Source organism: Qipengyuania citrea, assembly GCF_009828015.1.
Taxonomy (GTDB): domain Bacteria; phylum Pseudomonadota; class Alphaproteobacteria; order Sphingomonadales; family Sphingomonadaceae; genus Qipengyuania; species Qipengyuania citrea.
Window position 1 is genome coordinate 497482 of the sequence record NZ_WTYG01000001.1, and the last position, 24121, is coordinate 521602.

The following is a 24121-nucleotide window of genomic DNA, read 5'->3' on the forward strand; positions in this document are numbered from 1 at the left end:
CATGAGATGTGGCATGAGCTGGAACACCTTCGGACGGACGCTGCGCTTCACCACCTGGGGCGAGAGCCACGGGCCCGCGATCGGGGCTGTAGTCGACGGGTGCCCGCCGGGGCTGCCGCTGGCCGAGGAAGACATCCAGCCCTTCCTCGATGCGCGCAAGCCGGGGCAGAACAAGTTCACCACCCAGCGCAAGGAACCCGACGCGGTACGTATCCTGTCAGGCGTGTTCGAAGGCACCACCACGGGCACGCCGATTTCGCTGCTGATCGAGAACACCGACCAGCGGTCGAAGGATTATTCCGAGATCGCCAACACCTACCGCCCCGGCCATGCCGATTACGCCTATGATGCCAAATACGGGCTGCGCGACTATCGCGGCGGCGGGCGCAGCAGCGCACGCGAAACCGCGATGCGCGTGGCCGCGGGTGCGGTGGCGAGGCTGGTGATCCCCGAGGTTTCGATCCTCGCCTATGTCGCCGAGATCGGCGGCGACAGGATCGATCCGGCGAATTTCGATACCGAGGAAATTGCGCGCAATCCCTTTTGGTGCCCCGACGCCGCGGCGGCGAAACGCTGGGAGGCAATGATCGACGAAGCGCGCAAGGCCGGCTCTTCGCTCGGAGCGGTGGTCGAATGCGTCGCCACCGGCGTGCCTGCGGGATGGGGCGCACCGATCTATGCCAAGCTCGACTGCGATCTGGCGGCAGGGATGATGAGCATCAATGCGGTCAAGGGTGTCGAGATCGGTGACGGCTTCGATGCCGCCCGACTGACCGGCGAACAGAACGCCGATGCGATGTCGCCGGGCGACGACGGACCCGAATTCGCGGCCAATCACGCGGGCGGCATCGCCGGCGGCATCTCGACCGGCCAGCCGGTCGTCTGCCGGGTGGCGTTCAAGCCGACCAGTTCGATCCTGACCCCGGTCGACAGCATCGACCGCCAGGGGCAGGCCGCGCAGGTCCGCACGAAGGGCCGGCACGACCCCTGCGTGGGCATCCGCGGCACACTGGTGGTAGAAGCGATGATGGCGCTCGTCCTGGCCGACCACAGGCTGCTGCACCGGGCGCAGTGCGGGTAGGCACGGCAGGCCGTCGCATACCTCCCCATTCCAGCGCGCCGAGCACGCTAGCCCTTGACGATCGGTCGCCGATCCGTGGGATATGCCAGCGTCTCGAACCCCGCCGCATGTGCCCCGACGCTACCAAACTTCGGGTAGAGAAAGGGGCGTTGATTGCGCAAAACACAACCAATTCGACCGGGTCGTTGCGCTTTACGAAAGTTCCATCGGATTGATCGATTATTCCGATACGGGCAATCGCATCATATCGCTTTTGTGCATCGCAACAGCGCCTATCTGGGGGTCACGAGTTACCACCCGAACCGTTTCAACCCGAACACACGGAGAACCACCACCATGGGTATCATCGGAAGCCAGATCAAACCGTTCACCGCCACCGCCTTCCAGGCCGGCAAGGACTTCTTCGACGTCACTGACGAAGACGTGAAGGGCAAGTGGGCCGTATTCTTCTTCTATCCGGCCGATTTCACCTTCGTCTGCCCGACCGAGCTCGAAGACCTCGGCGAACAGTATGCCATGCTCCAGAAGATGGACGTCGAAGTCTACGGCGTGTCGACCGACACCCACTTCAGCCACAAGGCATGGCACGACACTTCGGAAAAGATCGGCAAGCTTCAGTTCCCGTTCCTGGGTGACCAGAACCACGTTCTCGCGCGCAACTTCGACGTGCTGCGCGAAGGCGTTGGCCTGGCCGATCGTGCCACCTTCGTGGTCGATCCCGATGGCGTGATCCAGATCATGGAACAGACCTGCGAAGGCGTCGGCCGCAATGCCAACGAACTCGCGCGCAAGATCAAGGCGGCACAGTACGTCCGCGCCAATCCCGGCCAGGTCTGCCCGGCAGCCTGGGAAGAAGGCAGCGACACGCTGGCTCCCTCGCTCGACCTCGTCGGCAAGATCTAAGCGTTCATCCGCTGGAAAGTTCGGGCGCCGTAACGGCGCCCGTACAAAAGCCCGAGCCTGACTCGGGTCGCTGGAAGGCCCGGGGCACCCTCCCCCTCCCCCCCGCCCCGGGCCTTTTCACCCCCCTCGATTTTCTGCACCGTTTCCTCTCGAAACCCGGAGTCCGCCCATGCTCGACGCAACGATGACCCAGCAACTGAAGACCTATCTCGCCAATCTGCGCGAGCCGGTCGAGCTCGTCGCCTCGCTCGGGGATGACGACAAGAGCGCGCAGACGCGCGAACTGCTCGAAGAGATCGCCGCGCTGCACGACCTCGTCAGCGCCAGCTTCGACGGCACCGACAGCCGCAAGCCCAGCTTCGTGATCCGCCGCGCCAGCGATGCGGAAAAGTGGGTCCGCTTTGCCGGACTGCCGATGGGGCATGAGTTCACCTCGCTGGTGCTCGCGCTGCTGTGGGCCGGCGGCCATCCGCCCAAGGTCGATGCCGACCTGCTCGAACAGGTCCGCGGGCTCGAGGACGACTTCAATTTCGAGATGTATTTCTCGCTGTCGTGCCATAACTGCCCCGACGTGGTGCAGGCGCTGACGCTGATGGCGCTCGAAAATCCGCGCATCACCGCCACGTTGATCGAAGGCGGCACCTTCCAGGACGAGGTCGACAGCCGCGACATCATGGCGGTGCCCGCAACCTTCCTCAACGGCGAGCCCTTCTATAACGGCAAGATGGAACTGGCCGAGATTCTCGCCAAGATCGATACCGGCAGCGAAGCCAAGGCGGCCGAGAAGCTTGCCGCGAAGGACCCGTTCGAAGTGCTGGTGGTGGGCGGCGGCCCGGCCGGTGCGGCGACCGCGATCTACACTGCGCGCAAGGGCTTTCGCACCGGCGTCGCAGCCGAACGCTTCGGCGGGCAGCTGCATGACACGCTGGGAATCGAGAACCTGCCCGGCACGCCCTATACCGAAGGACCGAAGCTGGCCGGCGAACTCAAGCGGCATGTCGGCGACTACGATATCGACCTGATGGATCTGGCGCAGGCGGTCAAACTGGTTCCGGCTAGCGAAAAGGGCGGCCTGCACACGGTCGAACTGGGCAACGGGGCCAGCCTCAAGGCCCGCAGCCTGATCCTCGCCACCGGGGCCCGCTGGCGCAACATGGGCGTCCCCGGCGAAGCTGAATACCGCAACAAGGGCGTGGCCTATTGCCCGCATTGCGACGGGCCGCTGTTCAAGGGCAAGCGCATTGCGGTCATCGGCGGCGGCAATTCGGGCGTCGAAGCGGCGATCGACCTGGCCAAGACCGTCGGCCATGTCACACTGATCGAATTCGATACCAAGCTGCGTGCCGACGAAGTGCTGCAGGCCAAGCTCCGCTCGCTGCCCAATGTCGAGATCGTCACCAATGGCCAGACTACCGAGATCACGGGAGCCAACGGCAAGGTCAACGGCCTGCGCGTGAAGGACCGCGCCAGCGGCGATGAGCGCACGATCGAGCTCGAAGGCGTGTTCGTGCAGATCGGCCTGGTGCCCAACACCGAATGGCTCGAGGACAGCGGGCTCACGCTGACCAAGCACGGCGAGATCGCCACCGACGAAGAAGGTCGCACCAATCTCCACGGCGTGTTCGCCGCCGGCGATGTCACCGACGTGCCGTACAAGCAGATCGTGGTGGCAATGGGCGAAGGATCGAAAGCTGGTCTGTCCGCCTTCGACTACCTCATCCGCAACGAGCCTGCACAGGAAGTGGCCCAAGCCGCCTGACCGGAGTCCTCCGCCATTTGCGAGGCGCCGTCATCCTCACCGGATGGCGGCGCTTTTCGCATGTGCTGCACGGCCTGCCGTATCATCGGCAAATCCAATCCGAGAGACGCAATTAATCGATTGGACGAATTACCGGGAAAGGCCCATCCCTTACTCCGAGACATAATTCGAGTCATAATAAGCGGAGAAACGGACAATGGATGCCAAGACCGGTGAAATGAGCGGCTGCCCCTTCCATGGCAATGGCGGCACGCGCGACCTGCTCGGGCGGACCAATCGCGACTGGTGGCCCGACCAGCTGCAGATCGACATCCTCCAGACCGAGGGCCGCAATCCCGACCCGATGGGCGAGGACTTCGATTATTGCGAAGCCTTCAACGCGCTCGATTACGCTGCGCTGAAGGAGGACCTGAAGGCGCTGATGACCGATAGCCAGGAATGGTGGCCGGCCGATTACGGGCATTACGGCCCGTTCTTCATCCGCATGGCGTGGCACGCTGCGGGCACCTATCGCACCGGCGACGGCCGCGGCGGGGCTTCGAGCGGGCAGCAGCGCTTCGCTCCCCTGAACAGCTGGCCCGACAACGGCAATCTCGACAAGGCACGGCGCCTGCTGTGGCCGATCAAGCAGAAATACGGCAAGCACATCAGCTGGGCCGACCTCTTCGTCCTCACCGGCAATGTCGCGATCGAATCGATGGGCGGTCCGGTGTTCGGCTTCGGCGGCGGCCGCAAGGACGTGTTCGAACCCGAGATGGTCTATTGGGGTTCGGAAGAGCAGTGGGTCGACCAGGGCGTCGAAACGCGCATCATCCCCGATGAAGGCAAGGCGCTCGAAAATCCGCTCGCCGCGATCCAGATGGGCCTGATCTACGTCAATCCCGAAGGCCCCGGCGGCAACCCGCACGACGCCGAAGGCATGGCGCGCGACATGCGCGAAACCTTCGCCCGCATGGCGATGAACGACGAGGAAACCGTCGCACTGACTGCGGGCGGTCACGCTTTCGGCAAGTGCCACGGCGCGGCTCCGTCGGACACGTTCGGCACCGGTCCCGAAGGCGAAGGCCTGCACCGCATGGGCTTCGGCTGGCTGACCGATCCCGAGGAAATCGGCAAGGGTCATATCACCACCAGCGGGATCGAGGGCGCGTGGACGCCCAATCCGACGCAGTGGGGCAATGACTATTTCCGCCTGCTGTTCAAATATGATTACGAGCTCACCCAGAGCCCTGCAGGCGCGAACCAGTGGACCCCGATCGATCCCGATCCGGAAGACATGGCACCCGATGCCCGGGACCCGGACAAGAAGGTTCCGACGATCATGACCACGGCCGACATGGCGTTGAAGCGCGACCCCGAATATCGCAAGATTTCGGAGCGTTTCCTCAACGACCAGGCCGCGCTCGACGATGCATTCGCCCGCGCTTGGTTCAAGCTTACGCACCGCGACATGGGTCCCAAGGTCCGGTACCTCGGTTCGGAAGTCCCCGCCGAAGACCTGATCTGGCAGGATCCGATCCCCGCCGGCACCACGCCGTCGGACAGCGCGGTGGCCGACTTCAAGAAAGCGGTCCTCGATAGCGGACTGTCGGTTAGCGAACTGGTCAAGGCGGCCTGGGCCTCGGCCTCGACCTACCGCAATTCGGACCACCGCGGCGGTGCCAATGGCGCGCATATCCGTTTCGATGCGCTGCGCAACTGGGCGGTCAATGATCCGGATGAACTGGGCAAGGTGCTGGCCAAGCTCGACGAGCTGCGCGGCGATATCTCGATGGCCGATGCCATCGTGCTGGGCGGCGCGGCAGCGATCGAGAAGGCGGCCAAGGACGGCGGCTTCGACGTCAGCGTCGATGTCACCACCGGCCGCGGCGATGCGCGCGAAGACCAGTTCGATGCCGAAAGCTGGGAGCCGCTGGAACCGTTTGCCGACGGCTTCCGCAACTACCTCAAGACCAAGGCTTCGGTGAAGACCGAGGATATGCTGGTCGACAAGGCGCATCTGCTCGGCCTTTCGACGCCCGAAATGACTGTGCTGCTGGGCGGGATGCGTGCGCTGGGCGCCGTGTCCAAGCACACCCAGCACGGCAACAGCATCGGTGTTCTCACCGACCGTCCGGGCGTGCTGTCGAACGACTTCTTCGTCAACTTGCTCGAAATGGGCACGGTGTGGGAAGTCATCGACGAGAGCGGCGACGAGGAGTTCGTCGGCAAGTGCCGCCTGAAGGGCGATGTCAAATGGCACGCCACGCGCACCGACCTCGTCTTCGGTTCGAATTCGCAGCTGCGTGCAGTTGCCGAGGTCTATGCCGAAAACGGCCACGAACAGAAGTTCGTCGACGATTTCGTCAGCGCATGGACCAAGGTGATGGACGCCGACCGGTTCGATATCGGTTATGCCAAATACCACGACTGATTAACCGGCGACCCATGGTCGTCCAACGAGAACCCCCGGCGCATGCGCCGGGGGTTTTTTCATGCGCGGCTGATGTTTGTTTGATTGCGTCGCTTTTGCACCGAAATGCGGAACGAAGCGCGCCAGGGTCCGTAGGCCAGTGGGTGGCCGTTTTATGGCGGCCGGGAAACCAGATGGAGCAAGCAGACATGGCCAAGGAATTCGAACTGTCGGAAGGCGGCGCCAACCACCAGAAGCCGCAGGATGACGACCACGTGATGACCACCGCGCAGGGTCACCCCGTCGCCGACGACCAGAACTGGCTGAGCGCGGGTCCGCGCGGGCCGCAGCTGCTCGAAGACCAGATCGCGCGTGAGAAGATCTTCCACTTCGACCACGAACGGATCCCCGAGCGCGTGGTCCATGCGCGCGGCTATGGCGTGCACGGCCATTTCGAGCTCAAGAAGGCGATCCCGCAATATTCGCGCGCGGCGATCTTCAACCAGGAAGGCGTCAAGGTGCCCACCTTCACGCGCTTCTCCACCGTGGCGGGCAACAAGGGTTCGCCCGACCTCGCGCGCGACGTGCGCGGCTTTGCCACCAAGTTCTACACCAGCGAGGGCAATTGGGACCTCGTCGGCAACAATATCCCGGTGTTCTTCATCCAGGACGCGATCAAGTTCCCCGATCTGATCCACGCCGCCAAGCCCGCGCCCGATCGCGGCTTCCCGCAGGCGCAGACAGCGCATGACAATTTCTGGGACTTCATCTCGCTCAGCCCCGAAGCGATGAACATGGTCATGTGGATCATGTCCGACCGCACGATCCCGCGTAGCTTCCGCTTCATGGAAGGCTTCGGCGTGCACACCTTCCGGCTGGTCAATGCCGAGGGCAAGGCGCATTTCGTCAAGTTCCACTGGAAGCCCTCGCTCGGGCTGCAGTCGGTGGTCTGGAACGAGGCGCTCAAGGTCAACGGGATGGACCCCGATTTCCATCGCCGCGACATGTGGGACGCGATCGATGCGGGCGACTATCCGCAGTGGGACCTCGGCATCCAGGTGTTCGACGAGGAGTTTGCCGAAAAGTTCGAATTCGACGTGCTCGACGCGACCAAGATCATTCCGGAAGAACAGGTCCCGGTCGAGATCATCGGCACGCTGACGCTCGACGCCAATGTCGACAATTTCTTCGCCGAGACCGAGCAGGTCGCCTTCTGCACGCAGAACATCGTGCCCGGCATCGACCATTCGGACGATCCGCTGCTGCAGGGACGCAATTTCAGCTATCTCGACACGCAGCTCAAGCGGCTCGGCGGACCCAACTTCACGCACCTGCCGATCAATGCGCCCAAATGCCCGGTGCGGCATTTCCAGCAGGACGGGCACATGGCGATGCACAATCCCAAGGGCCGCGTGAATTACGAACCCAACAGCTGGGGCAGCGGCGACGGCGCAGACGTGGATCCCGGTCCGCGCGCGTCGGCCGAACGCGGCTTCCAGTCCTATCCGGCCGAGATCAGCGGCGCCAAGGTGCGCGAGCGCAGCCCGACCTTTGCCGATCACTACAGCCAGGCGCGGCAGTTTTATATCTCGCAGACCCCGGTCGAGCAGACCCACATGGGCAATGCGCTGACCTTCGAACTGTCGAAAGTGCAGCGGATGGATATCCGCAAGCGCATGGTCGGCCATCTGCGGCATATCGACGAAGGACTGGCGCAGGACGTCGCCGACGGCATCGGCCTGACCGAACTGCCCGACAAGGTGCCCTTCGCGCGCAAGCCGATCACTGACCTGCCCGAAAGCCCCGCGCTGTCGATCCTCAAGAACGGCCCCGACAGCTTCAAGGGCCGCAAGCTGGGTATCTACATCGCCGAGGGCACCGATGCGGATGTCGTGAAGGCGCTGCAGCAGGCGGCCAAGGATGCCGGCGCGATGGCGGAAATCATTGCCCCGCATGTCGCGGGCGCCAAGCTGTCCGACGGCAACATGATGGAAGCCGACGAGAAGATCGATGGCGGCCCCTCGGTGGTCTATGACGCGGTCGCGGTGGTGATGGGCGAGGACAGCGGCAAGCGCTACGCCGAGGACAAGCCGAGCATCGACTTCGTCAACGACGCCTTCGCGCATGCCAAGTTCGTGGCCTATGTCCCCGCGGTCCAGCCGCTGTTCGAGAATGCAGGCGTGTGGAGCCGCCGCGACGACGGCTTCTTCGATGTCTCGTCGGGCAAGGACGCCGCGGCGAGCTTCATCGAAACCTGCGGCAAGCTGCGCTTCTGGGACCGCGAGAGCGTCAAGCTGGACTAGGCGCGATGTGAATCGCCGCGAATGACCCGCGCTTTATGCCGGGCGTCTTACAGGAGGCGCCCGGCATTTCGCGTATTGGAGCGCGGCTGCGCCTAGTCGAGCTGGACGAATCGTTCCGGCACCAGCCGGGTCAAACTGCCGAAATCACCGACTGCCGCGTGCGCACCGGCGGCCAGCAAACGATCGCCATAGGCGGGCGTCAGATGGCTGGCGCCCGTAAAGCCGATCACGTCCATGCCCGCGGCGACGGCTGCCTTGACCCCGTTCACGCTGTCTTCGATCACCAGACATTCCGCCGGGGCGACGCGCATCGCGCAGGCAGCGTAAAGGAAGATATCGGGCGCCGGTTTGCCTGCGGCGACAACATCTGCGCTGAAGACATTGCCGGAAAAGTATGGCGCGAGGCCGGTGGCATCCAGCTTAAACTCGAGCTCGGCCTGCGCACTGCTCGATGCGACACAGCATGGTCCGTGCACACGACGCAGTGCTGCGGCAGCACCGGGCACTGCGTGCAACTCGCGCGCGCCGCGCCTGCGAAGCTCGGCCTTGACTTCGCGGTCGTAGTCATCGGGAAACGGTGCGCCGAGGTCTGCCTCGAGCGCGGCATGCATCGCGCGGTCGGTTACCCCGAGAAAGCGTTCGGTCAGTTCGGCATGCGTGATGTTCAGCCCCAGCTTCCGTAACTGGGTCACGTGCACGTTGGTCAGCAGTACTTCGCTGTCTACCAAAACCCCGTCGCAGTCGAAGATGACCACCGCTATCGTTCGCGCTTGAGCACGATGTAGAGCGCGCCGTCGCCGCCGTGGCGCTGGTGCGCGCGGCGGACGGCGGCAATCGCGGGATGGTGGCTCGAGGCGGCCAGCCAGTCGAGCACCTTGGCGCGAATGGCACCGCGCTGCGTGCCGCGGTCGGCCGCTGCCACCGGGCGCGGCTTGCCGGTCACCAGCAATATGCTGCGCGCGCCTATGGCCCGGGCCTGCGCTACGCCGCTCATCAGCCGGTCATAGGCACCGTCGAGCGTGTGGCCGTGCAGGTCGATCGTCACTTCGGGCTGCAACTGACCGCCCTTGAGCCGCCGATCCCAATGCGAATCGAGCCCGCGATCGGGCGCTGCGATGTTCCGCGGCGGGGGCGCGGGAGTCGGCCGGGGCGGTGCGCGGGACACCTGTTTCTTCGCCTGCTTTTTCGGCGGGGCCGGCGCCTTGGCCTCATGCGCGGGTTGCGGCTGGACGGGGCGCAGCGGATGCAGGGGTTCGACTGTCGCGGCGAGCTTTTCCCACGCAGCGGCTTCTTCGTCGGACAGTCCGCGCGGGGAGCTCACCGCCGCGTTTCGAGACGGTCGAGCGTACCCACCGGCAGCAGGACGAGAGCCGATCCGCTGGCGCTCATGCTGCCAGCGATTTCGCGGGCATCGCCGCCATTGCCCCAGAAGGTGTCGAAGCGATTGGTGCCCTTGATCGCCCCGCCTGTGTCCTGCGCGATCCAGAGCCCGTCGGCCTCGTCGCGTTCCATGTCGAGAAAGACCGGCGCGCCATAGGGGACGAAATTGGGATCGACCGCGACCGATGCCTCGCGCCGGACGGGCACCCCCAGCGACCCGAGCGGGCCGTCACTGTTTAGTTCGCGGAAGAAAATCCAGCTCTTGTTGAGGCGCATGATATCGCGCCCCTGCGCGGGATTGTCGCGAATGAACGCCATAATGCCCTGCATCGAAGTGGCGTAATCGGTGCCTTCGCCGATCAATCCGCGTTCGCGCATCACGCGGCCGATGCCGACATATTCCCGGCCGTTCTGCCCGGCATATCCGATCCGCATCAGCGAGCCATCGGGCAGGCGCAGCAGACCCGAACCCTGGATTTGCAGGAAGAACAGCTCGACCGGATCGGCAGCCCAGGCAATCTCGAGCCCGCGCCCTTCGAGCGCGCCGAGTTCGATCGCAGTGCGATCGTGGAACTGGACGAAGCGCCCGCTGGCGTCATACCGGCCCAGCGGCGGGCGCCCGCTCCGCTCGCTCGCAGGCATATCGTCGGGCCAAGCGCGCACCAGTTCGGGAGGCATGGCATAGACGGGCACGTCATATCCCGGCGCGCGCGTCCGGCTGCCGCGGATCTCGGGCTCGTAATAGCCAGTGGCGAAGGCTGCCCCATCGCCCACGCGGGCGGTTTCGAAATAGCTGGCGAAGAACCGGCGCGCGTCCGAGACCGGCCAGGTGGCGGCGGCCTCGCAGGCAGGGCGCCAGTCGTCGGCAAAGGTCAGACCGCTCTGGTCCTCGCGGCGCAGGATAGCGGGACAGGATTCGAGAAACGAGACGAGCGCGGTACCCGCATCATCGGCGCCGATGCCCAGTTCGGTTACCTTAAGGCCGCGAGAAACGGGTGCGAAGGCGGCGCTTGAGACGGTGCCGGGCGGCATGGCGACCGGTGTTTGCGGGCGCATGTCGGGCACGACGCGGACGCAGGCAGCCAGCACCAGCGTGGCCGCGATTACCAGCAGGTAGCGCATCATCCCTCCCCCGGATCGCGCGGCGCGTCAGCCTTCGTCGGTTTCGTCGAGAACCCAGTTGGGATCGGCGGCATCGACATTGCGGCGGAAGGTCCAGACGTCGCGGCTTTCGATCGCGTCGTCGAGCGAACCGGCCACGACATTGCCTTCTGCGCTACGGGTCACTGCGGCGATATCGGCCACGAAGAGCACGGCAATGCGGGCGATGCGGCCATCGAGATCGGCCGAACGCACGGTCGCGTCCTCGATCCTGATCAGCCGGTTGTCGAGCGTTTCGCCCGCTTCTTCGCGCGCGTCGATGGCCTGCGCAAAGCTTTCGTAGACGTCGCCATCGGTCAGTTCGCGCAGCGTATCCTTGTCGCCTTTCCAGAAGGCCTCCAAGATCATCGCGTAAGCGCCCTTGGCACCTTCGAGGAAACCCAGCAGGTCGAAGCCCGGCGAGGCCGCGGCGATGGCGCGCACGCCTGCCTCGCTGGCCGGAGCCGCATTGTCGCCCCCGCGCAGCACCACCGGCTGGCGGGCGGGACGCGGTGCATTCTCGGCCTGCGCAGGCGTATCCGCGCGCTCGAACCGATGCGGCACCACCTCTTCTTCATGCTCCGACCGACGGCCGAGCACCGAATAGAGCCGCAACCCCAGAAAGGCGGCGATCATGGCGAGGATGACGATCTCGGTGATCACGTGATTAACCTGCTTCCCAACTTCATTCGCGAAGGCAACGCGCCTCCGGCAGTCCAACATCTGTCCTGCCCTAGATAGGAAGGAAATACAAACCGACAATGGTCCTACGGCCCCGGCGCCGCGCCGCGTACCGCCGGGCCGGGTCGCGGATTGCTAGACTCGTCCGACAGTGCTAGGCGCGCGCACCGAAGGCCCGCTGCGCCCGGAAATGGCGCGCGCGGGCGGCATTATTCGGATAAATGGAAAGCGAATGCACATGGCCGACGAAGGCGACGTTCTCACCGACCTGAACAATCCCGCAGCGGGCGCCAACGGGGCCGACAACCAGCCCAGCGCGGGCGTGATCTCGCAATATATCAAGGACCTTTCGGTCGAGAACCCCAGCGCGCCGCAATGCTACCAGTGGAACGAGCAGCCGCAGCTCGACGTGCAGGTCAACATCGCCGCCGACAAGATCGCCGAAGACGTTCACGAAGTGACGCTGAAGGTTACCTGCAGCGCCAAGACTAGCCAGGGTACGCTCTATCTGATCGATCTGGACTATTGCGGGCTGATGGGCATGCGCAATTTGCCCGACGAGCAGGCGCACGCTTTCCTGTTCGCCGAAGCCCCGCGCATTCTGTTCCCCTTCGCGCGCCGCGTCATTGCCGATGCCAGCCGCGATGCAGGCTTCCCGCCGCTGATGCTCGATCCGATGGATTTCGGCGCGCTCTACCAGCAGCAGCTGGCTGCGCGCGCGCAGGAACAGCAGCAGGGCGCCGCGGCGACCCCGCCCGCCGGCGAAGCCTGAGCCGCTGATTCGCCCGGGAGGCTCTGACAGGTGAGCCTGCTCAAGAACGTCGGGACCATCGGCGGGCTGACCGCGGTCAGCCGCGTCTTCGGCTTCGTGCGCGACATCCTGGTAGCGCGCGTGCTTGGCGCAACGCCGATGGGCGACGCGTGGCAGCTGGCCTTCATGCTGCCCAACATCTTCCGCCGCCTGTTCGCCGAAGGCGCCTTTGCCAGCGCCTTCGTGCCGCTATTCAACCGGCGGATGGTCGAAGGGCAGAGCGAGGCCCAGCGCTTCGCCGAAAGCGTATTGTCGCTGCTGCTGCCGATCCTGATCGTCTTCGGCGGGCTGGCAATGGTGGCGATGCCATGGGTGGTCGCCTATTTCGCACCCGACGGCCTCGAAAGCGATCCGGAAGCCTTGCCGATCGCGGTGATGATGGCACGGATTACCTTCCCCTACCTCCTGTTCATGAGCCTTGCGACGCTGGTCGCCGCCGTGCTCAACTCGCTGTCGCGCTTCGCTGCCGCGGCGGCGGCACCGGTGCTGCTCAACCTCTGCCTGATCGCAGCGCTGCTATACGGCGCATCGCTGGGCGAAGGGGTGATGGCGCGCCGCGAAAGTGCGTTCTGGCAATCGGTCGCGCTCAGCGCCTCGGGCCTGCTGCAACTGGTGTGGCTGGCGTTCTGGATGCACCGCGCGGGCTTTCGGATCCGCCTGCTGCTGCCGCGGGTCTCGCCCGGGGTAAAGGAATTGGGCGTGCTGATCGTCCCCGCGGTGTTCGGTGCGGGCATCTACCAGATCAGCCGCTTCGTCGACCTGTTCTTCCTCTCCACGCTGGAGGTCGGCAGCTACACCTATCTCGCAATGGCTGACCGCTGGAACCAGCTGCCGCTGGGGATCATCGGGATCGCGCTGGGCACCGCCATCCTCCCCGCCCTTTCGCGCTACCTCTCGCGCGAGGAGAACGACGAGGCGCAGCGGCTGCAATCGAACGCGATCGAGCTGGCGATGCTGCTGACCGTGCCCGCGGCTGCGGCATTGTTCGTATCGGGCAGCGCCTTCACCCGCGTGTTCTTCGCTGGCGGCGCGTTCAGCGTCGAAGATGCCCTGATTACCGGCACGGTGGTCAGCGGGCTGGTGATCGGCCTGCCCGCCTATGTGCTGATCAAGGTGCTGACGCCCAATTTCTTTGCCCGGAAAGACACGCGCACCCCGGTGTTCACCGCTGCGGCGTCGCTGGTGGTCACGGTGGGGCTGAATATCCTGTTGGTCCCGCGCCTGGGCGTGCTGGCGCTGGCCGTGGCAGGGTCGATCGGCGCGTGGTGCAATGTCATGCTGCTTTACGCGATCCTGGTCAGGCGCGGGTATTTCCGCCTGCCGTCACGGATCGCGGGGCGGATCGTGCGGATCTTCATCGCCGCGCTGGCGATGGCGCTCGCGCTGTGGGCGCTGATGGGTCCGCTGGACCCGTGGTTCGACGGCACGATACTCCAGCGTGCGGGCGGGATCGCCGCGGTAACATTGACGGGCACTGCGGTCTACGGCATCGCGGCGATCCTCCTCGGGGTGCTCGACCGGGCGACGATCGCCCGGCTGCTGCGCCGCCAGACCTGAACCCGACGGGCCGATCCTGGCCGGCCCGAACCTGATTGAGAGAATTCATGCGTCCTGACATGCGGGTAGTTTCCGGCATCCAGCCCACCGGCAATCTCCACCTCGGCAATTACCTCGGGGCGATCCGCAACTGGGTGCGCATGCAGGACGATATGCAGGACGGCGAGCAATGCCTGTTCTTCCTCGCCGACCTGCATGCCATTTCGATGCCGCACGATCCGGCCGAACTGCACCGCGGCACGCTGGAAATGGCCGCGGCCGTGGTCGCCTGCGGGATCGATCCGCACCGGAGCATCCTGTTCAACCAGGCGCAGGTCCCCGCGCATGCGGAAATGCAGTGGCTGCTCAATGGAACCGCACGAATGGGCTGGCTCAACCGCATGACGCAGTGGAAGGACAAGGCGGGCAAGAACCGCGAAGGCCAATCGGTCGCGCTGTTCGCCTATCCGGTGCTGCAGGCCGCCGATGTACTGCTCTACCAGACAACGCATGTTCCTGTCGGCGAAGACCAGAAACAGCATCTCGAACTGGCACGCGACATCGCGCAGAAGTTCAACAACGATTTCGCTGGTGAGGATACGCCGGTCTTCACCCTGCCCGAAGCGATCACACCGCCGCAGGCCGCTCGGATCATGAGCCTGCGCGACGGGTCCAAGAAGATGAGCAAGTCCGACCCGTCCGAGATGAGCCGGATCGAACTGGCCGACGATGCCGATACGGTGATGAAGAAGGTCAAAAAGGCCAAGACCGACCCCGAACCGCTGCCGAGCGAGGCAGGCGGGTTGGTCGGCCGAGCGGAAGCGCTGAACCTCGTCACGATCTATGCTGCGGTTGCCGACACCACGGTCGAGGCCGTGCTGGGCGAATACGGCGGCGAGGGCTTCGGCAAGTTCAAGCCCGCGCTGGGCGAACTGCTGGTCGAAACGCTGCGACCGATCTCCACCCGGTTCAACGAGCTGCTCGACGACCGCGAGGCGCTCGATGCGATTCTGGCGCGCGGCGCCAGCCAGGCCCGCGAACTGGCGCGCCCCACGCTCGACGCGACATATTCGGCGCTGGGGCTGGTGCGTTAAGCGCGCGGCCATCGCATCAAATGTGAATCCGGACATTCAATCCGGGTTAATCGCCATTCGTCCATAGCCATGCACAGCTAATGGCAGTGTGCCTCGGGCAAGCGGTGGGCTGCGCACGATCGCGTTTCCGTGTAAGAAACGCCAACAGTACAAAGGACTGAGCATGACCAACCTGAACCAGGGTTGGGGGCGCAAACTCAAGCTCGCCTCCGTTCCCGTCATCCTTGCAGGCCTCGCAGCCTGTGCCACCCCGTTCAAGGCGGATGTCTCGCGTTTCCAGACGCAGCTGCCCGCCCCGCAGGGGGAAACCTATTTCGTCGTGGCCGATGATCCGGCGCTCGCCGGCGGGCTCGAGTTCGCGCAATATGCCGACCTCGTCGAAGCGCAGATGTCGAGCCTCGGCTATGCCCAGGCTGCATCGCCCGAAGACGCTTCGCTGCTCGTCCGTTTCGACTACGAGGTCGACAAGGGCCGCGAACGCGTGCGGTCGACCGGCTTCAGCGACCCGTTCTATTCGCCGTGGTACGGCTACCGTGCGCGGACCGGCTATTACCGCCCGCGCTATGTCGGCAGCCGCTGGGGCTATGGCTATTACGACCCGTGGTTCGGCGGGCAGGAAGTCCGCAGCTACACCGTCTACACCAGCGAGATCGACATGAAGATCGACCGCGCCGCGACAGGCGAACGCTTGTTCGAAGGCCAGGCGCAGGCGATTTCGACCTCGAACCGGCTGCAGTATCTGGTGCCCAACCTCGTCGAAGCGATGTTTACCGATTTCCCCGGCAATTCGGGCGAAACGCTGCGTATCTCGATCGCGCCCGAAAAAACCACCGTGCGCAAGATCGACTGATCCGCGCGGGCGAAAAATCAGCCAAGCGAAGGGCGGTCCGCGAGCGGGCCGCCTTTTTCCTACCGGCGCTCAGCCCAGTTTCGCGTGGCCGCCTGTCGAGCCGAAGCCGCCTTCACCGCGAACGGTCGCATCGAGCTGGCCCACTTCGTGCCACGCGGCCTGCGTGACCGGGGCCAGCACCAGCTGTGCGATCCGGTCACCCCGGGCGATCGCGAAATCTTCTGTCCCGTGGTTGATCATGATGACCTTGATCTCGCCGCGGTAATCGCTGTCGATCGTTCCCGGCGTATTGGGCACGGTTATCCCGTGCTTGAGCGCGAGCCCCGATCGCGGGCGGACCTGGATTTCGAAACCCTGCGGAATTGCGACCGCGAGACCGGTAGCCACAGCATGCCGCTGTCCCGGGGCCAGCGTCAGGTCTTCGGCGGCAAGCACGTCCATCCCCGCCGCGCCATCGGTGGCATAGACGGGTAGCGCCAGTCCTTCGCCATGCGGCAGCCGCTTGACCTGCACGCCCACCGGATCAGTCATCGGCGTCATCCCCCGGCACCAGCGCTTCGGCGGCACGCAGCACCAGTTCGCGCGCGACGTCTTCCTTGGCCATCTCGGGCAGGCTCTCGACCCCGCGCGCGGTGACGATATGGACCTGGTTGAGGTCGCCCCCCATCACGCTTTCGCCGATATCGCCTGCGACATTGTTGGCCACGATCCAGTCGGCGCCTTTTCGCTTGCGCTTGGACTTGGCGTTTTCGACCACGTTCTCGGTTTCGGCGGCGAAGCCGATCAGCAAGGTCGGGCGCTTGCGACCTGCCGCCGTGCTGGCGAGAATATCGGGGTTTTCCGCGAGGATCAGCGCGGGCGGCGCCGAGCCGCGTTTTTTCATCTTTTCGCCCGCAACATGCCGGCTCTTCCAGTCCGCAACCGCGGCGACCATGAAGGCGATATCCACCGGCAATGCGCGGCGCACTTCCTCGGCCATGTCTTCGGCGGTCTCGACGTCGATGCGGTCGACCCCGACCGGGGTGGGCAGGTGCACAGGTCCGGCGATCAGAGTAACGCGGGCCCCCGCCGCTGCGGCCATCGCGGCGATGGCAAAGCCCTGCTTCCCGCTCGACCGGTTGGCAATATAGCGCACCGGATCAATCGGTTCGCGCGTCGGGCCCGCGGTGATGAGCACATGCTTGCCATAGAGCGGCCGGTGTTCGGGATCGGGATCGAACGCCGCCTGTCCCGCCAGCGGGGAAGCGTCGAAGGCTGCGGCCTGCGTCTGGAAGGCGTCGGCCATGGCCTGCGGCATCGCGTGGCCATCGTCGCCGTAAGCCAACGCCCCGGGATCGGTCGGCGGGGCTGCCGAAGCCTTGCCCTTGGTCGCCAGGATCGGTCCCGCGGCGGGATCGGGTTCGGACGGTTCGGGTAGTTCCGCGCCCTCGAAGCCGGCTTCATCGCCCGCTTCGGGCAGCTCTTCCAGTTCGGCCTCGATTTCCTCGTGGGTGCGGGTTTCCGTCGTCCGCGGAATGATCATCGACAGCAAGCCGCCCAGCCCGCCGCCGCTGGGGGTATCGTCTTCTTCCTCCCCGTCATCCTCGAACATAAGCTCCGAAGGTTCGAGCGTCTCGCCGAGCGGCACGCTTTGCGCGGGCGCGGCAAGCTGCGCAGGCACCGGAGCGCCGAGTTCGGGCAAATCGAGGTCGAGATCGAGCTCCTGCGCTATCCGCGCGAGGATAGACGGCGGTTCGGGCATCCGCCCGGCGCCGAATTCGCCGCAGGCCATCGCGCCCTCGTCGGGGTCCATCACTGCGACACCCGCCTGGCGCAACCAATCGGCGTTGCGCTGGGTCGCCGAATGCTCCCACATGCGCACGTTCATGGCCGGCACGGTCAGCACCGGCTTGTCGGTCGCCAGGATCAGCGTGGTGGCGAGGTCGTCGGCGATCCCGGCGGCCATCTTGGCCAAGAGGTCGGCGGTTGCCGGACACACCACCACCAGGTCGGCTTCGCGGCTCAGCTGGATATGCCCCATCTCGACCTCGTCCTTGAGATCGAACAGCGAGGTATAGACCTTGTTCTCGCTCAGCGCGGCAAGCGCCATGGGCGTGACGAATTGCTGGCCGCCCTTCGTCAGCACGCAGGTCACTTCGCCGCCGGCCTTGCGGATCAGGCGCACGAGTTCGCACGACTTATAGGCCGCTATGCCGCCGCCAATGACGAGGAGAATCTTCGGGCCGCTCACGCCGGGACTGCGCCTTGCAGCGGTGGCTCCGGACGCGCCTGTACGGATCGGCAAATGCATAGCCAGTGTGTCATCGCCGCGCTTGCTAGCGCCCCCCGTTTGGTATTGCCAGCGTGTAGCACTGGCGTTTTACGCGATACTCCCTAACCTTGTATGGTGAAAGAAAAGGAAACGGGGAGGTTTCGATGCATGTGATCCTGAGCGCGATTTTGTTGGCCCTTGCGATACTCGACCTGGTGCTGGGTACCAGCTTCCTCGTCGATCCCGCCAGTGCGGCGAGCGACTTCGGCCTGACGATCGCCTCGACCCACGGCGAATCGACATTGCGGGGCGACATGACCGCCTTCTTCTATGTCACCGCGCTGTCGCTGGCGTGGGGCGCATGGAAACGGCGGGGCGAGGTGTTGCTGCCGGCGCTCGGCCTGTTCGGCATCGCCTTCATCGGACGCTTCATCAATGTCGTGGCGCAGGGGCCCTATGAAGGGTGGATGGTGCCGATGGCGGTGGAAGGGTTCCACTGCATCGTGATCATCATTGCGATACGCGCGTGGGGCTCCGGGCAAGCCGCGGCTGCCTAACCGCGCCTGCAAGGTCGGCCAGGGCGCGAGGAACCAGCGCGAGACCCACGCCGTAAGCAGGGACGAACAGCCCCATCCAGTAGAAGTTCTCCTGCCGCGCGAACAGCGCTACGGCAGTGATGAAGCCTGCGAACCACAGCGCCGCGAACATGCCCAGCCGGCCACCCGCCCCGAGCCAGCCGAGCAAGGCAAGCACTCCGAGCGTCCCTGCAAACCAGCTCGGCAATGTCTGCAGTAAGGTGGTCACATGAATGCCGTATAGCGGCAGCGCGGGTCCCAACAGGCCGCTCCATCCTATCGAGACGAGATCGCCCGGCGCGCGAACCGCATCCACCATCGCAGCGTGCACGGTGAAGCCGACCAGCAAAGCAAGCAGCGCACCCGCAATTGCCAGCGCCTTGCCTCGCTCGCCCGCAAGGCAGGCAACCACACCCCAGGCCCCCAGAAACGGCAGTGCGAGTTCGCGCAGCGCGATCGCACAGGTCGCCATGAGCAAACCTGCAAGCCAGCCGGGGCCCGCCGACAGCGCAAGCGCGAGCGACAGCATCATCCCGGCAAGCAGTTCGTGGCTGAAGGCAATGTCGGGGATAAAGCCGACCATGCCAAACGCCGCAGCCAGAGCTGCTGCTGCCAATGCGGTCGAACGGCCGCTTCTACGCAATGCACCGTACCAGGCGAGGATATTGGCTGCCCATAACAGGACAGCGATGATCCGCCAGCCATCCGCGCCCCACAGGGCGGTGGTCCATGCCAGGACGGGCGTGCGCATCGTCACGAATGGTGCGGTCGGCATGCCAAAGACGCGGTGCTCAGTCGCCGCGGCGGTGTAATAGCTTTCGCCTGCGGCAACCCGGCCGTTAATTGCACGGTAGAGATCCATATCGAGACGCTCGCCGCGTTCGAGACGCTCCGCGATGTCGCTCGTATGAGCCGCATCCCGCATCTCGAGCGCAAACCCGTTCCACACGCAGGCAAGCAGGGCGATGACAGCCAGCAACAGTGCCATCCTCGGGGACAGCCCAGCAAGCGGATGTTCGGGAAGTCTCATCAGCGCCCCCGCGCCGCTCGAAGCAGGGACGCCCCTGCCATCGGAAGAAAGGCAAGACCGACAAAAATGGCTGGCGCGACCACCGCGCCCCAGTAGAAATTGTTGGTGCGTCCGGCGAGCATGAAGGCAATCCCGTACCCGAGATAAAGCAGGGTGCCGGTGGTGCCTGCCGCGGATTTCCACCCTGCCCAGCCCAGCAATGCCAGGAGTACGATCGGCCCGGCGATACCATGCGGTAGGAACCGGAGGTTCGAGCTCAGAACCACGTTGCCGAGCCATCCAGCAAGTCCGCGCAGGGCCAGCCAGCCCGGGCCTTGCGGATCGCTCGCCAGTATCTGCGGCGACAGCAGCGCCAGATGCGCGCCTATTCCCACGAGAAACAGGAGGACGAGCCCGGCCCAGGCGGCTGCCTCCGTCCAGTCGCGCCGCCATGCCGCCATCGCTGCGAGCAGCAGCACAAAGGGCAGAACATGTTCGCGAATGGCGAGCGCCAACGCGGTCACCGCCAGTGCCCAGCCCCAACGGCCCGGCCGATGCAGGCCGAACGCCAGCGCGATCAGCATCCCCGCCCATAATTCGTGCAAGACGAAAAACCATCGGTTGAGACCGAGCGTTGCGCTTGCCGCCAGCAGCGCGATGGCGACCAACCGGTGACGCTCACCACCCGGCTCATCCCCCAAGCGGTGCCACCAGGCAGCAAGAGTGGCAGCCAGCAAAACCGCCGCCAGTGCGGTCATCCACAACTCGCCCAGTATGGCATGGAGATAAGCAAGTGTTGGCAGACGGACAGTAATCCCCGGGCGAACCGGATAATCGCGTGCGCGCTGCTCTTCGACAATGAAGTCGTAATAGGATTCGCCGCCTGCGATCCGCTCGATCACGCGATCATAGAAGGCCAGATCGTCGTCACGCGTGGGCTGGATGAGGGCGGTATGCGTATCGCGCGCCACCGGCGGTACGGTGTGTCCGCGGTCGAGCGGCGTCAGCGCAGCAAGCAGCAGCAGTGCCGCGACCAGAGCGAGGAGCGCCCGAGCCGGCCAGCGACCCCAGCGAGCGAAACGGTCCCAGCGCGGCGCATCACCCGCGCCGGTGCCGGTCAGCCGATCCACCCCTGCATTGTCGCTGCCCATGCGGCGAGCCCCCCTGCCACTGCCGCGAAGGCATAGCCCAGCATACCGCGACCGCGCGCCTTGCGGCGGCGCCTTTCCCACATCAATTCGACCTTGGGCAGCGGCGGCGCTTCGGGGGCGCCGCCCTTGGGGGGAAAGCGTTCCTCCATACGGCGGACAAGTTCGGGAATCCGCAGCAGCGTTCCGGTGTCTTCGCGGATGCGATCGGCGAGCGCGGCCTCGGGACCAAGTTCATCGCGGATCCAGCTGCGCACGTAGGGCGCACTGACATCCCACATGTTGATTGCGGGATCGAGCTGCGTGGCGATGCCTTCGACCATCACCATGGTTTTCTGCAGCAGCAGCAGGTGCGGCTGCGTCTGCATGTCGAAATCGCGGGTAATCGCGAACAGCCCATCGAGCATCTGTCCGACCGACAGCTCGCTGACCGGTTTGCCACGCATCGGTTCGCCCACAGCCCGCAGCGCTGTCGCGAACTCGTCGACATCGTGATAGCTGGGCACGTATTGCGCTTCGAAATGGATTTCGGCGACGCGTTTGTAATTGCCCGTCGTCAGCCCGTAGAGGATTTCCGCCAGCCACATACGCGCGCGGCGATCGATCCGCCCCATGATGCCGAAGTCGATCGCCGCGATCGTGCCGTCGGCTTTCACGAACAGATTGCCCTGGTGCATGTCGGCGTGGAAAAAGCCCGCCGCGATCGCCTGCTTGAGGAAAGCGAGCACGAGCCGGCTGGCCAGTTCCGCCGTGTCGTGCCCTGCTGCGCGGATCGCCTCGGTGTTGCTGATCTTGATTCCGTCGATCCAGTCGACCGTCATCACGCGGCCGTTGGTCCGGTCCCAGTCGATCCCGGGGATTTCATAGCCAGCCGTGCCGACCATGTGCTGGGCCAGTTCGGAGGCACTTGCCGCCTCGCGCCGCAAGTCGAGCTCGCGATTGGTCCAGCGCTTGAAATTGGCGATGATCAGACGGGGCCGCAACCGCGCGGCCTCGCCGCCGAAGCTCTCGAGATGCGCCGCTGCCCACTCATAGGTACTGATGTCGCGGGCGAACTGTTCGCGCACGCCGGGACGCAGCACCTTGACCGCGACCTGCCGACCTTCGGTGGTAACCGCGCGGTGGACCTGCGCGATCGACGCCGCGCCGATTGGCACCGGGTCGAATTCGGCCCACAGCGCCTCGATCGGTTGCTCGAAACTGGCTTCGATGCTGGCCCGGATCTCGGCGAAATCCACCGGCGGCAGGTTGTCCTGCAGCATGAGCAGATTGCGGGCGGCCTCTTCTCCGACCAGATCGGGGCGGGTGGCGAGTGTCTGGCCCAGCTTGATCGCGGCGGGGCCGATGTCACGGAACGCTCCGGCGTAGTCGGGGGTGTCGGGTTGCCGGGTGCCGAAACGCGCAATGCGTGCCAGCCGCTTGATCGGTGCGGGCGTGTTGGGATCGCTTTCGATCCCCCGCAGCGCTCCGTGGCGCGCCAGCGTGCGCCCCCATTTGAGCAAGCGCCAGATATGCGTCGAGGGCCGTGCCACCCCTAGACCTTCCATCCCGAATGGATCGCGACGAGCCCGCCGAGGATCGGTTCGACGCGGGTGTTTTCGAAACCCGCCTCGCGGATCATGCGTTCGAAGCCGGGCATGTCGGGGAAGCGGCGGATCGATTCGACGAGATAGCGATAGCTCTCCTCGTCATTGGCAATCGCCTTGCCGATCTGCGGCACCAGCTTGTGCGAATAGAGGTCGTAGGCTTCCTTGAAACCGGGCCATTCGACAGTGCTGAATTCGAGGCAGAAGAAGCGCCCGCCATATTTCAGCACGCGATGCGCTTCCCTCAGCGCCCGGTCGATATGCGTGACATTCCTGATCCCGAACGCAATCGTGTAGGCATCGAAGATACGGCTCGAAAAGCTCAGTTCCTCGGCATTCTGGCGCGACCATACCAGCCCGTCGATCCCGCGCTCCATCGCGCGCTCGATCCCGACATCGAGCATGTCCTGGTTGATGTCCGAGACAGTTATGCTCGCGCCTTTTTCGGCCATGCGGAAAGCGATGTCGCCGGTGCCGCCCGCCATGTCGAGAATGGCTTCGCCCGCCTGCGGTTTGACGCATTTGACGAAGCGGTCCTTCCACAAGCGGTGCATGCCCACGCTCATCGCGTCGTTCATCACGTCGTATTTGGCGGCGACATTGGAAAAAACCTCGCCCACGCGGCCGGTCTTTTCCGCAGCATCGATATCTTCGTAGCCGAAGGAAACGGTTTCGCTCATGCGGGGGCCTTAGGGGGAATTGCGGCCGCGGCAAAGGCCTTGAATTAGCCCGTCATCCCAGCGAAAGCTGGGATCGCCCTCCGACAATAACCCCAGCTTTCGCCGGGGTGACGAGATTTTCAGATGCCCGAGCTTCCCGAAGTCGAAACCACCGTCCGCGGGCTTGCCAGATTTCTCGAGGGCGAGCGGATCACCAGCGTGCGGGTGAACCGGCCCGACATGCGGCGCCCCTTCCCGCCCGATCTGGTGCAGGCGCTGACCGGGGCGACCGTCTCGGGCCTGTCGCGCCGCGCGAAATACGGCATCCTCCATACCGACCGTGACCATGCGATGGTGTTCCATCTCGGCATGAGCGGGCGCTGGCGGATCGATCCCGAAGCAGCGGACAAGCACGATCATCTGGTGCTGGAGACCGAGGACCATGTCTTCGCGCTCAACGATCCGCGTCGTTTCGGCTCGGTCGACCTGCTGCTCGCCCCCGAACTCGATCTATGGCCGCCCTTTGCCGCGCTTGGCCCCGAACCGCTGGGCGCCGATTTGACGCCCGAGCATTTGCGCGAGGCGACACGCGGCCGCAAGCAGGCGATCAAGCTGCTGCTGCTCGACCAGCGGATCGTGGCGGGCCTGGGCAATATCTATGTGTGCGAAGCGCTGTGGCAGGCGGGCATTCACCCGCGCAAGGCCGGCGGCAAGGTAACCATGCCGCAGCTCAGGCGGCTCATCCCGGCAATCAAGGATGTGCTCACGCGCTCGATCGAAGACGGCGGCTCGACGCTGCGCGATTTCGCGCAGCCCGATGGCAATCTCGGCTATTTCGCTACCCGCTTCCATGTCTATGGCCGCGAAGGCGACGCCTGCCACCGCGATGACGGCGGGACCGTGCGGCGGATCGTGCAGGGCGGGCGCAGCACGTGGTTCTGCCCCCTGTGCCAGAAATAGCCG

At 65.0% G+C, this 24121-nt stretch carries 21 protein-coding genes; 11 read left to right on the forward strand and 10 right to left on the reverse strand.

Annotated features, from left to right (window positions below; all coding sequences use genetic code 11):
- Positions 1–13: 13 nt before the first annotated feature.
- The 5 genes from aroC to GRI55_RS02265 all read left to right on the forward strand — a co-directional run bounded on the left by aroC (position 14) and on the right by GRI55_RS02265 (position 8438).
- Positions 14–1081, forward strand: coding sequence for a chorismate synthase (aroC, locus tag GRI55_RS02245; protein ID WP_160766057.1), 1068 nt, complete (start codon positions 14–16; stop codon positions 1079–1081).
- A gap of 336 nt (positions 1082–1417) precedes the next feature.
- Entirely contained in the window at positions 1418–1984 is a 567-nt protein-coding gene (ahpC, locus tag GRI55_RS02250) for an alkyl hydroperoxide reductase subunit C (protein WP_050599515.1), read from the forward strand.
- 169 nt (positions 1985–2153) lie between these two features.
- Entirely contained in the window at positions 2154–3743 is a 1590-nt protein-coding gene (ahpF, locus tag GRI55_RS02255; protein WP_160766058.1) for an alkyl hydroperoxide reductase subunit F, read from the forward strand.
- A gap of 196 nt (positions 3744–3939) precedes the next feature.
- A complete protein-coding gene (katG, locus tag GRI55_RS02260; RefSeq protein ID WP_160766059.1) occupies positions 3940–6156 on the forward strand; it encodes a catalase/peroxidase HPI in 2217 nt (738 codons plus the stop codon).
- A gap of 173 nt (positions 6157–6329) precedes the next feature.
- Entirely contained in the window at positions 6330–8438 is a 2109-nt protein-coding gene (locus GRI55_RS02265; RefSeq protein ID WP_414478896.1) for a catalase, read from the forward strand.
- Between the two features lie 92 nt (positions 8439–8530).
- On the opposite strand, the gene GRI55_RS02270 is transcribed toward GRI55_RS02265, so the two are convergent.
- From GRI55_RS02270 to GRI55_RS02285, 4 genes are read right to left on the reverse strand one after another with little or no spacing between them, the layout of a single operon-like run.
- Entirely contained in the window at positions 8531–9193 is a 663-nt protein-coding gene (locus GRI55_RS02270; protein WP_160766060.1) for an HAD family hydrolase, read from the reverse strand.
- A 2-nt stretch (positions 9194–9195) separates the two neighbouring features.
- The gene (locus GRI55_RS02275; protein WP_160766061.1) at positions 9196–9759 is read right to left on the reverse strand and encodes a Smr/MutS family protein; all 564 of its coding nucleotides are present in this window, start codon (positions 9757–9759) and stop codon (positions 9196–9198) included.
- A complete protein-coding gene (gene mltA, locus GRI55_RS02280; protein ID WP_370873282.1) occupies positions 9756–10940 on the reverse strand; it encodes a murein transglycosylase A in 1185 nt (394 codons plus the stop codon). Before mltA ends, GRI55_RS02275 begins: the two co-directional genes overlap by 4 nt.
- Positions 10941–10967: 27 nt before the next feature.
- Complete coding sequence (locus tag GRI55_RS02285; protein WP_050599470.1) at positions 10968–11621, reverse strand: Tim44/TimA family putative adaptor protein; 654 nt, start codon at positions 11619–11621, stop codon at positions 10968–10970.
- 256 nt (positions 11622–11877) lie between these two features.
- On the opposite strand from GRI55_RS02285, the gene secB reads away from it, so the two are divergent.
- The 4 genes from secB (at position 11878) to GRI55_RS02305 (ending at position 15930) form a co-directional block, all read left to right on the forward strand.
- Positions 11878–12411 carry a protein-export chaperone SecB gene (gene secB / locus GRI55_RS02290; RefSeq protein ID WP_050599471.1) on the forward strand — a complete coding sequence of 178 codons (534 nt, stop codon included), beginning with the start codon at positions 11878–11880 and terminating at the stop codon, positions 12409–12411.
- Between the two features lie 30 nt (positions 12412–12441).
- Complete coding sequence (gene murJ / locus GRI55_RS02295) at positions 12442–14007, forward strand: murein biosynthesis integral membrane protein MurJ (protein ID WP_050599472.1); 1566 nt, start codon at positions 12442–12444, stop codon at positions 14005–14007.
- Between the two features lie 59 nt (positions 14008–14066).
- Positions 14067–15080 carry a tryptophan--tRNA ligase gene (gene trpS, locus GRI55_RS02300; RefSeq protein ID WP_160766063.1) on the forward strand — a complete coding sequence of 338 codons (1014 nt, stop codon included), beginning with the start codon at positions 14067–14069 and terminating at the stop codon, positions 15078–15080.
- 163 nt (positions 15081–15243) lie between these two features.
- Positions 15244–15930, forward strand: coding sequence for a DUF4136 domain-containing protein (locus tag GRI55_RS02305; RefSeq protein WP_050599474.1), 687 nt, complete (start codon positions 15244–15246; stop codon positions 15928–15930).
- A gap of 69 nt (positions 15931–15999) precedes the next feature.
- On the opposite strand, the gene dut is transcribed toward GRI55_RS02305, so the two are convergent.
- Positions 16000–16461, reverse strand: coding sequence for a dUTP diphosphatase (gene dut, locus GRI55_RS02310; RefSeq protein WP_160766064.1), 462 nt, complete (start codon positions 16459–16461; stop codon positions 16000–16002).
- Positions 16454–18160, reverse strand: a complete 1707-nt coding sequence (locus tag GRI55_RS02315; RefSeq protein WP_160766065.1) for a bifunctional phosphopantothenoylcysteine decarboxylase/phosphopantothenate synthase — start codon at positions 18158–18160, stop codon at positions 16454–16456. The genes dut and GRI55_RS02315 overlap by 8 nt, the downstream gene beginning before the upstream one ends.
- Before the next feature lie 185 nt (positions 18161–18345).
- On the opposite strand from GRI55_RS02315, the gene GRI55_RS02320 reads away from it, so the two are divergent.
- Positions 18346–18738, forward strand: coding sequence for a hypothetical protein (locus tag GRI55_RS02320; RefSeq protein WP_063506850.1), 393 nt, complete (start codon positions 18346–18348; stop codon positions 18736–18738).
- On the opposite strand, the gene GRI55_RS02325 is transcribed toward GRI55_RS02320, so the two are convergent.
- The 4 genes from GRI55_RS02325 to GRI55_RS02340 are packed head-to-tail and all read right to left on the reverse strand — an operon-like array spanning position 18692 to position 23179.
- Positions 18692–19786 carry a hypothetical protein gene (locus tag GRI55_RS02325; RefSeq protein ID WP_160766066.1) on the reverse strand — a complete coding sequence of 365 codons (1095 nt, stop codon included), beginning with the start codon at positions 19784–19786 and terminating at the stop codon, positions 18692–18694. The two genes, GRI55_RS02320 and GRI55_RS02325, sit on opposite strands and share 47 nt — an antisense overlap.
- The gene (locus tag GRI55_RS02330; RefSeq protein ID WP_237452376.1) at positions 19786–20916 is read right to left on the reverse strand and encodes a hypothetical protein; all 1131 of its coding nucleotides are present in this window, start codon (positions 20914–20916) and stop codon (positions 19786–19788) included. The genes GRI55_RS02325 and GRI55_RS02330 overlap by 1 nt, the downstream gene beginning before the upstream one ends.
- A complete protein-coding gene (gene ubiB / locus GRI55_RS02335; protein ID WP_307019817.1) occupies positions 20883–22445 on the reverse strand; it encodes a 2-polyprenylphenol 6-hydroxylase in 1563 nt (520 codons plus the stop codon). Before ubiB ends, GRI55_RS02330 begins: the two co-directional genes overlap by 34 nt.
- Positions 22446–22447: 2 nt before the next feature.
- Positions 22448–23179 carry a class I SAM-dependent methyltransferase gene (locus tag GRI55_RS02340; RefSeq protein ID WP_160766068.1) on the reverse strand — a complete coding sequence of 244 codons (732 nt, stop codon included), beginning with the start codon at positions 23177–23179 and terminating at the stop codon, positions 22448–22450.
- A 123-nt stretch (positions 23180–23302) separates the two neighbouring features.
- Here GRI55_RS02340 and mutM point away from each other — a divergent pair, with 123 nt between their 5' ends.
- Positions 23303–24118, forward strand: coding sequence for a bifunctional DNA-formamidopyrimidine glycosylase/DNA-(apurinic or apyrimidinic site) lyase (mutM, locus tag GRI55_RS02345; RefSeq protein WP_160766069.1), 816 nt, complete (start codon positions 23303–23305; stop codon positions 24116–24118).
- Positions 24119–24121 lie beyond the last annotated feature (3 nt).

Bases quoted from the DNA above. Each gene is read 5' to 3' on its own strand.
- aroC (WP_160766057.1), top strand. From the start codon at position 14: ATGAGCTGGAACACCTTCGGACGGACGCTGCGCTTCACCACCTGGGGC.
- ahpC (WP_050599515.1), top strand. From the start codon at position 1,418: ATGGGTATCATCGGAAGCCAGATCAAACCGTTCACCGCCACCGCCTTC.
- ahpF (WP_160766058.1), top strand. From the start codon at position 2,154: ATGCTCGACGCAACGATGACCCAGCAACTGAAGACCTATCTCGCCAAT.
- katG (WP_160766059.1), top strand. From the start codon at position 3,940: ATGGATGCCAAGACCGGTGAAATGAGCGGCTGCCCCTTCCATGGCAAT.
- GRI55_RS02265 (WP_414478896.1), top strand. From the start codon at position 6,330: ATGGAGCAAGCAGACATGGCCAAGGAATTCGAACTGTCGGAAGGCGGC.
- mltA (WP_370873282.1), bottom strand. From the start codon at position 10,940: ATGCGCTACCTGCTGGTAATCGCGGCCACGCTGGTGCTGGCTGCCTGC.
- secB (WP_050599471.1), top strand. From the start codon at position 11,878: ATGGCCGACGAAGGCGACGTTCTCACCGACCTGAACAATCCCGCAGCG.
- trpS (WP_160766063.1), top strand. From the start codon at position 14,067: ATGCGGGTAGTTTCCGGCATCCAGCCCACCGGCAATCTCCACCTCGGC.
- GRI55_RS02305 (WP_050599474.1), top strand. From the start codon at position 15,244: ATGACCAACCTGAACCAGGGTTGGGGGCGCAAACTCAAGCTCGCCTCC.
- dut (WP_160766064.1), bottom strand. From the start codon at position 16,461: ATGACTGATCCGGTGGGCGTGCAGGTCAAGCGGCTGCCGCATGGCGAA.
- GRI55_RS02320 (WP_063506850.1), top strand. From the start codon at position 18,346: ATGCATGTGATCCTGAGCGCGATTTTGTTGGCCCTTGCGATACTCGAC.
- GRI55_RS02325 (WP_160766066.1), bottom strand. From the start codon at position 19,786: ATGAGACTTCCCGAACATCCGCTTGCTGGGCTGTCCCCGAGGATGGCA.
- GRI55_RS02330 (WP_237452376.1), bottom strand. From the start codon at position 20,916: ATGGGCAGCGACAATGCAGGGGTGGATCGGCTGACCGGCACCGGCGCG.
- GRI55_RS02340 (WP_160766068.1), bottom strand. From the start codon at position 23,179: ATGAGCGAAACCGTTTCCTTCGGCTACGAAGATATCGATGCTGCGGAA.
- mutM (WP_160766069.1), top strand. From the start codon at position 23,303: ATGCCCGAGCTTCCCGAAGTCGAAACCACCGTCCGCGGGCTTGCCAGA.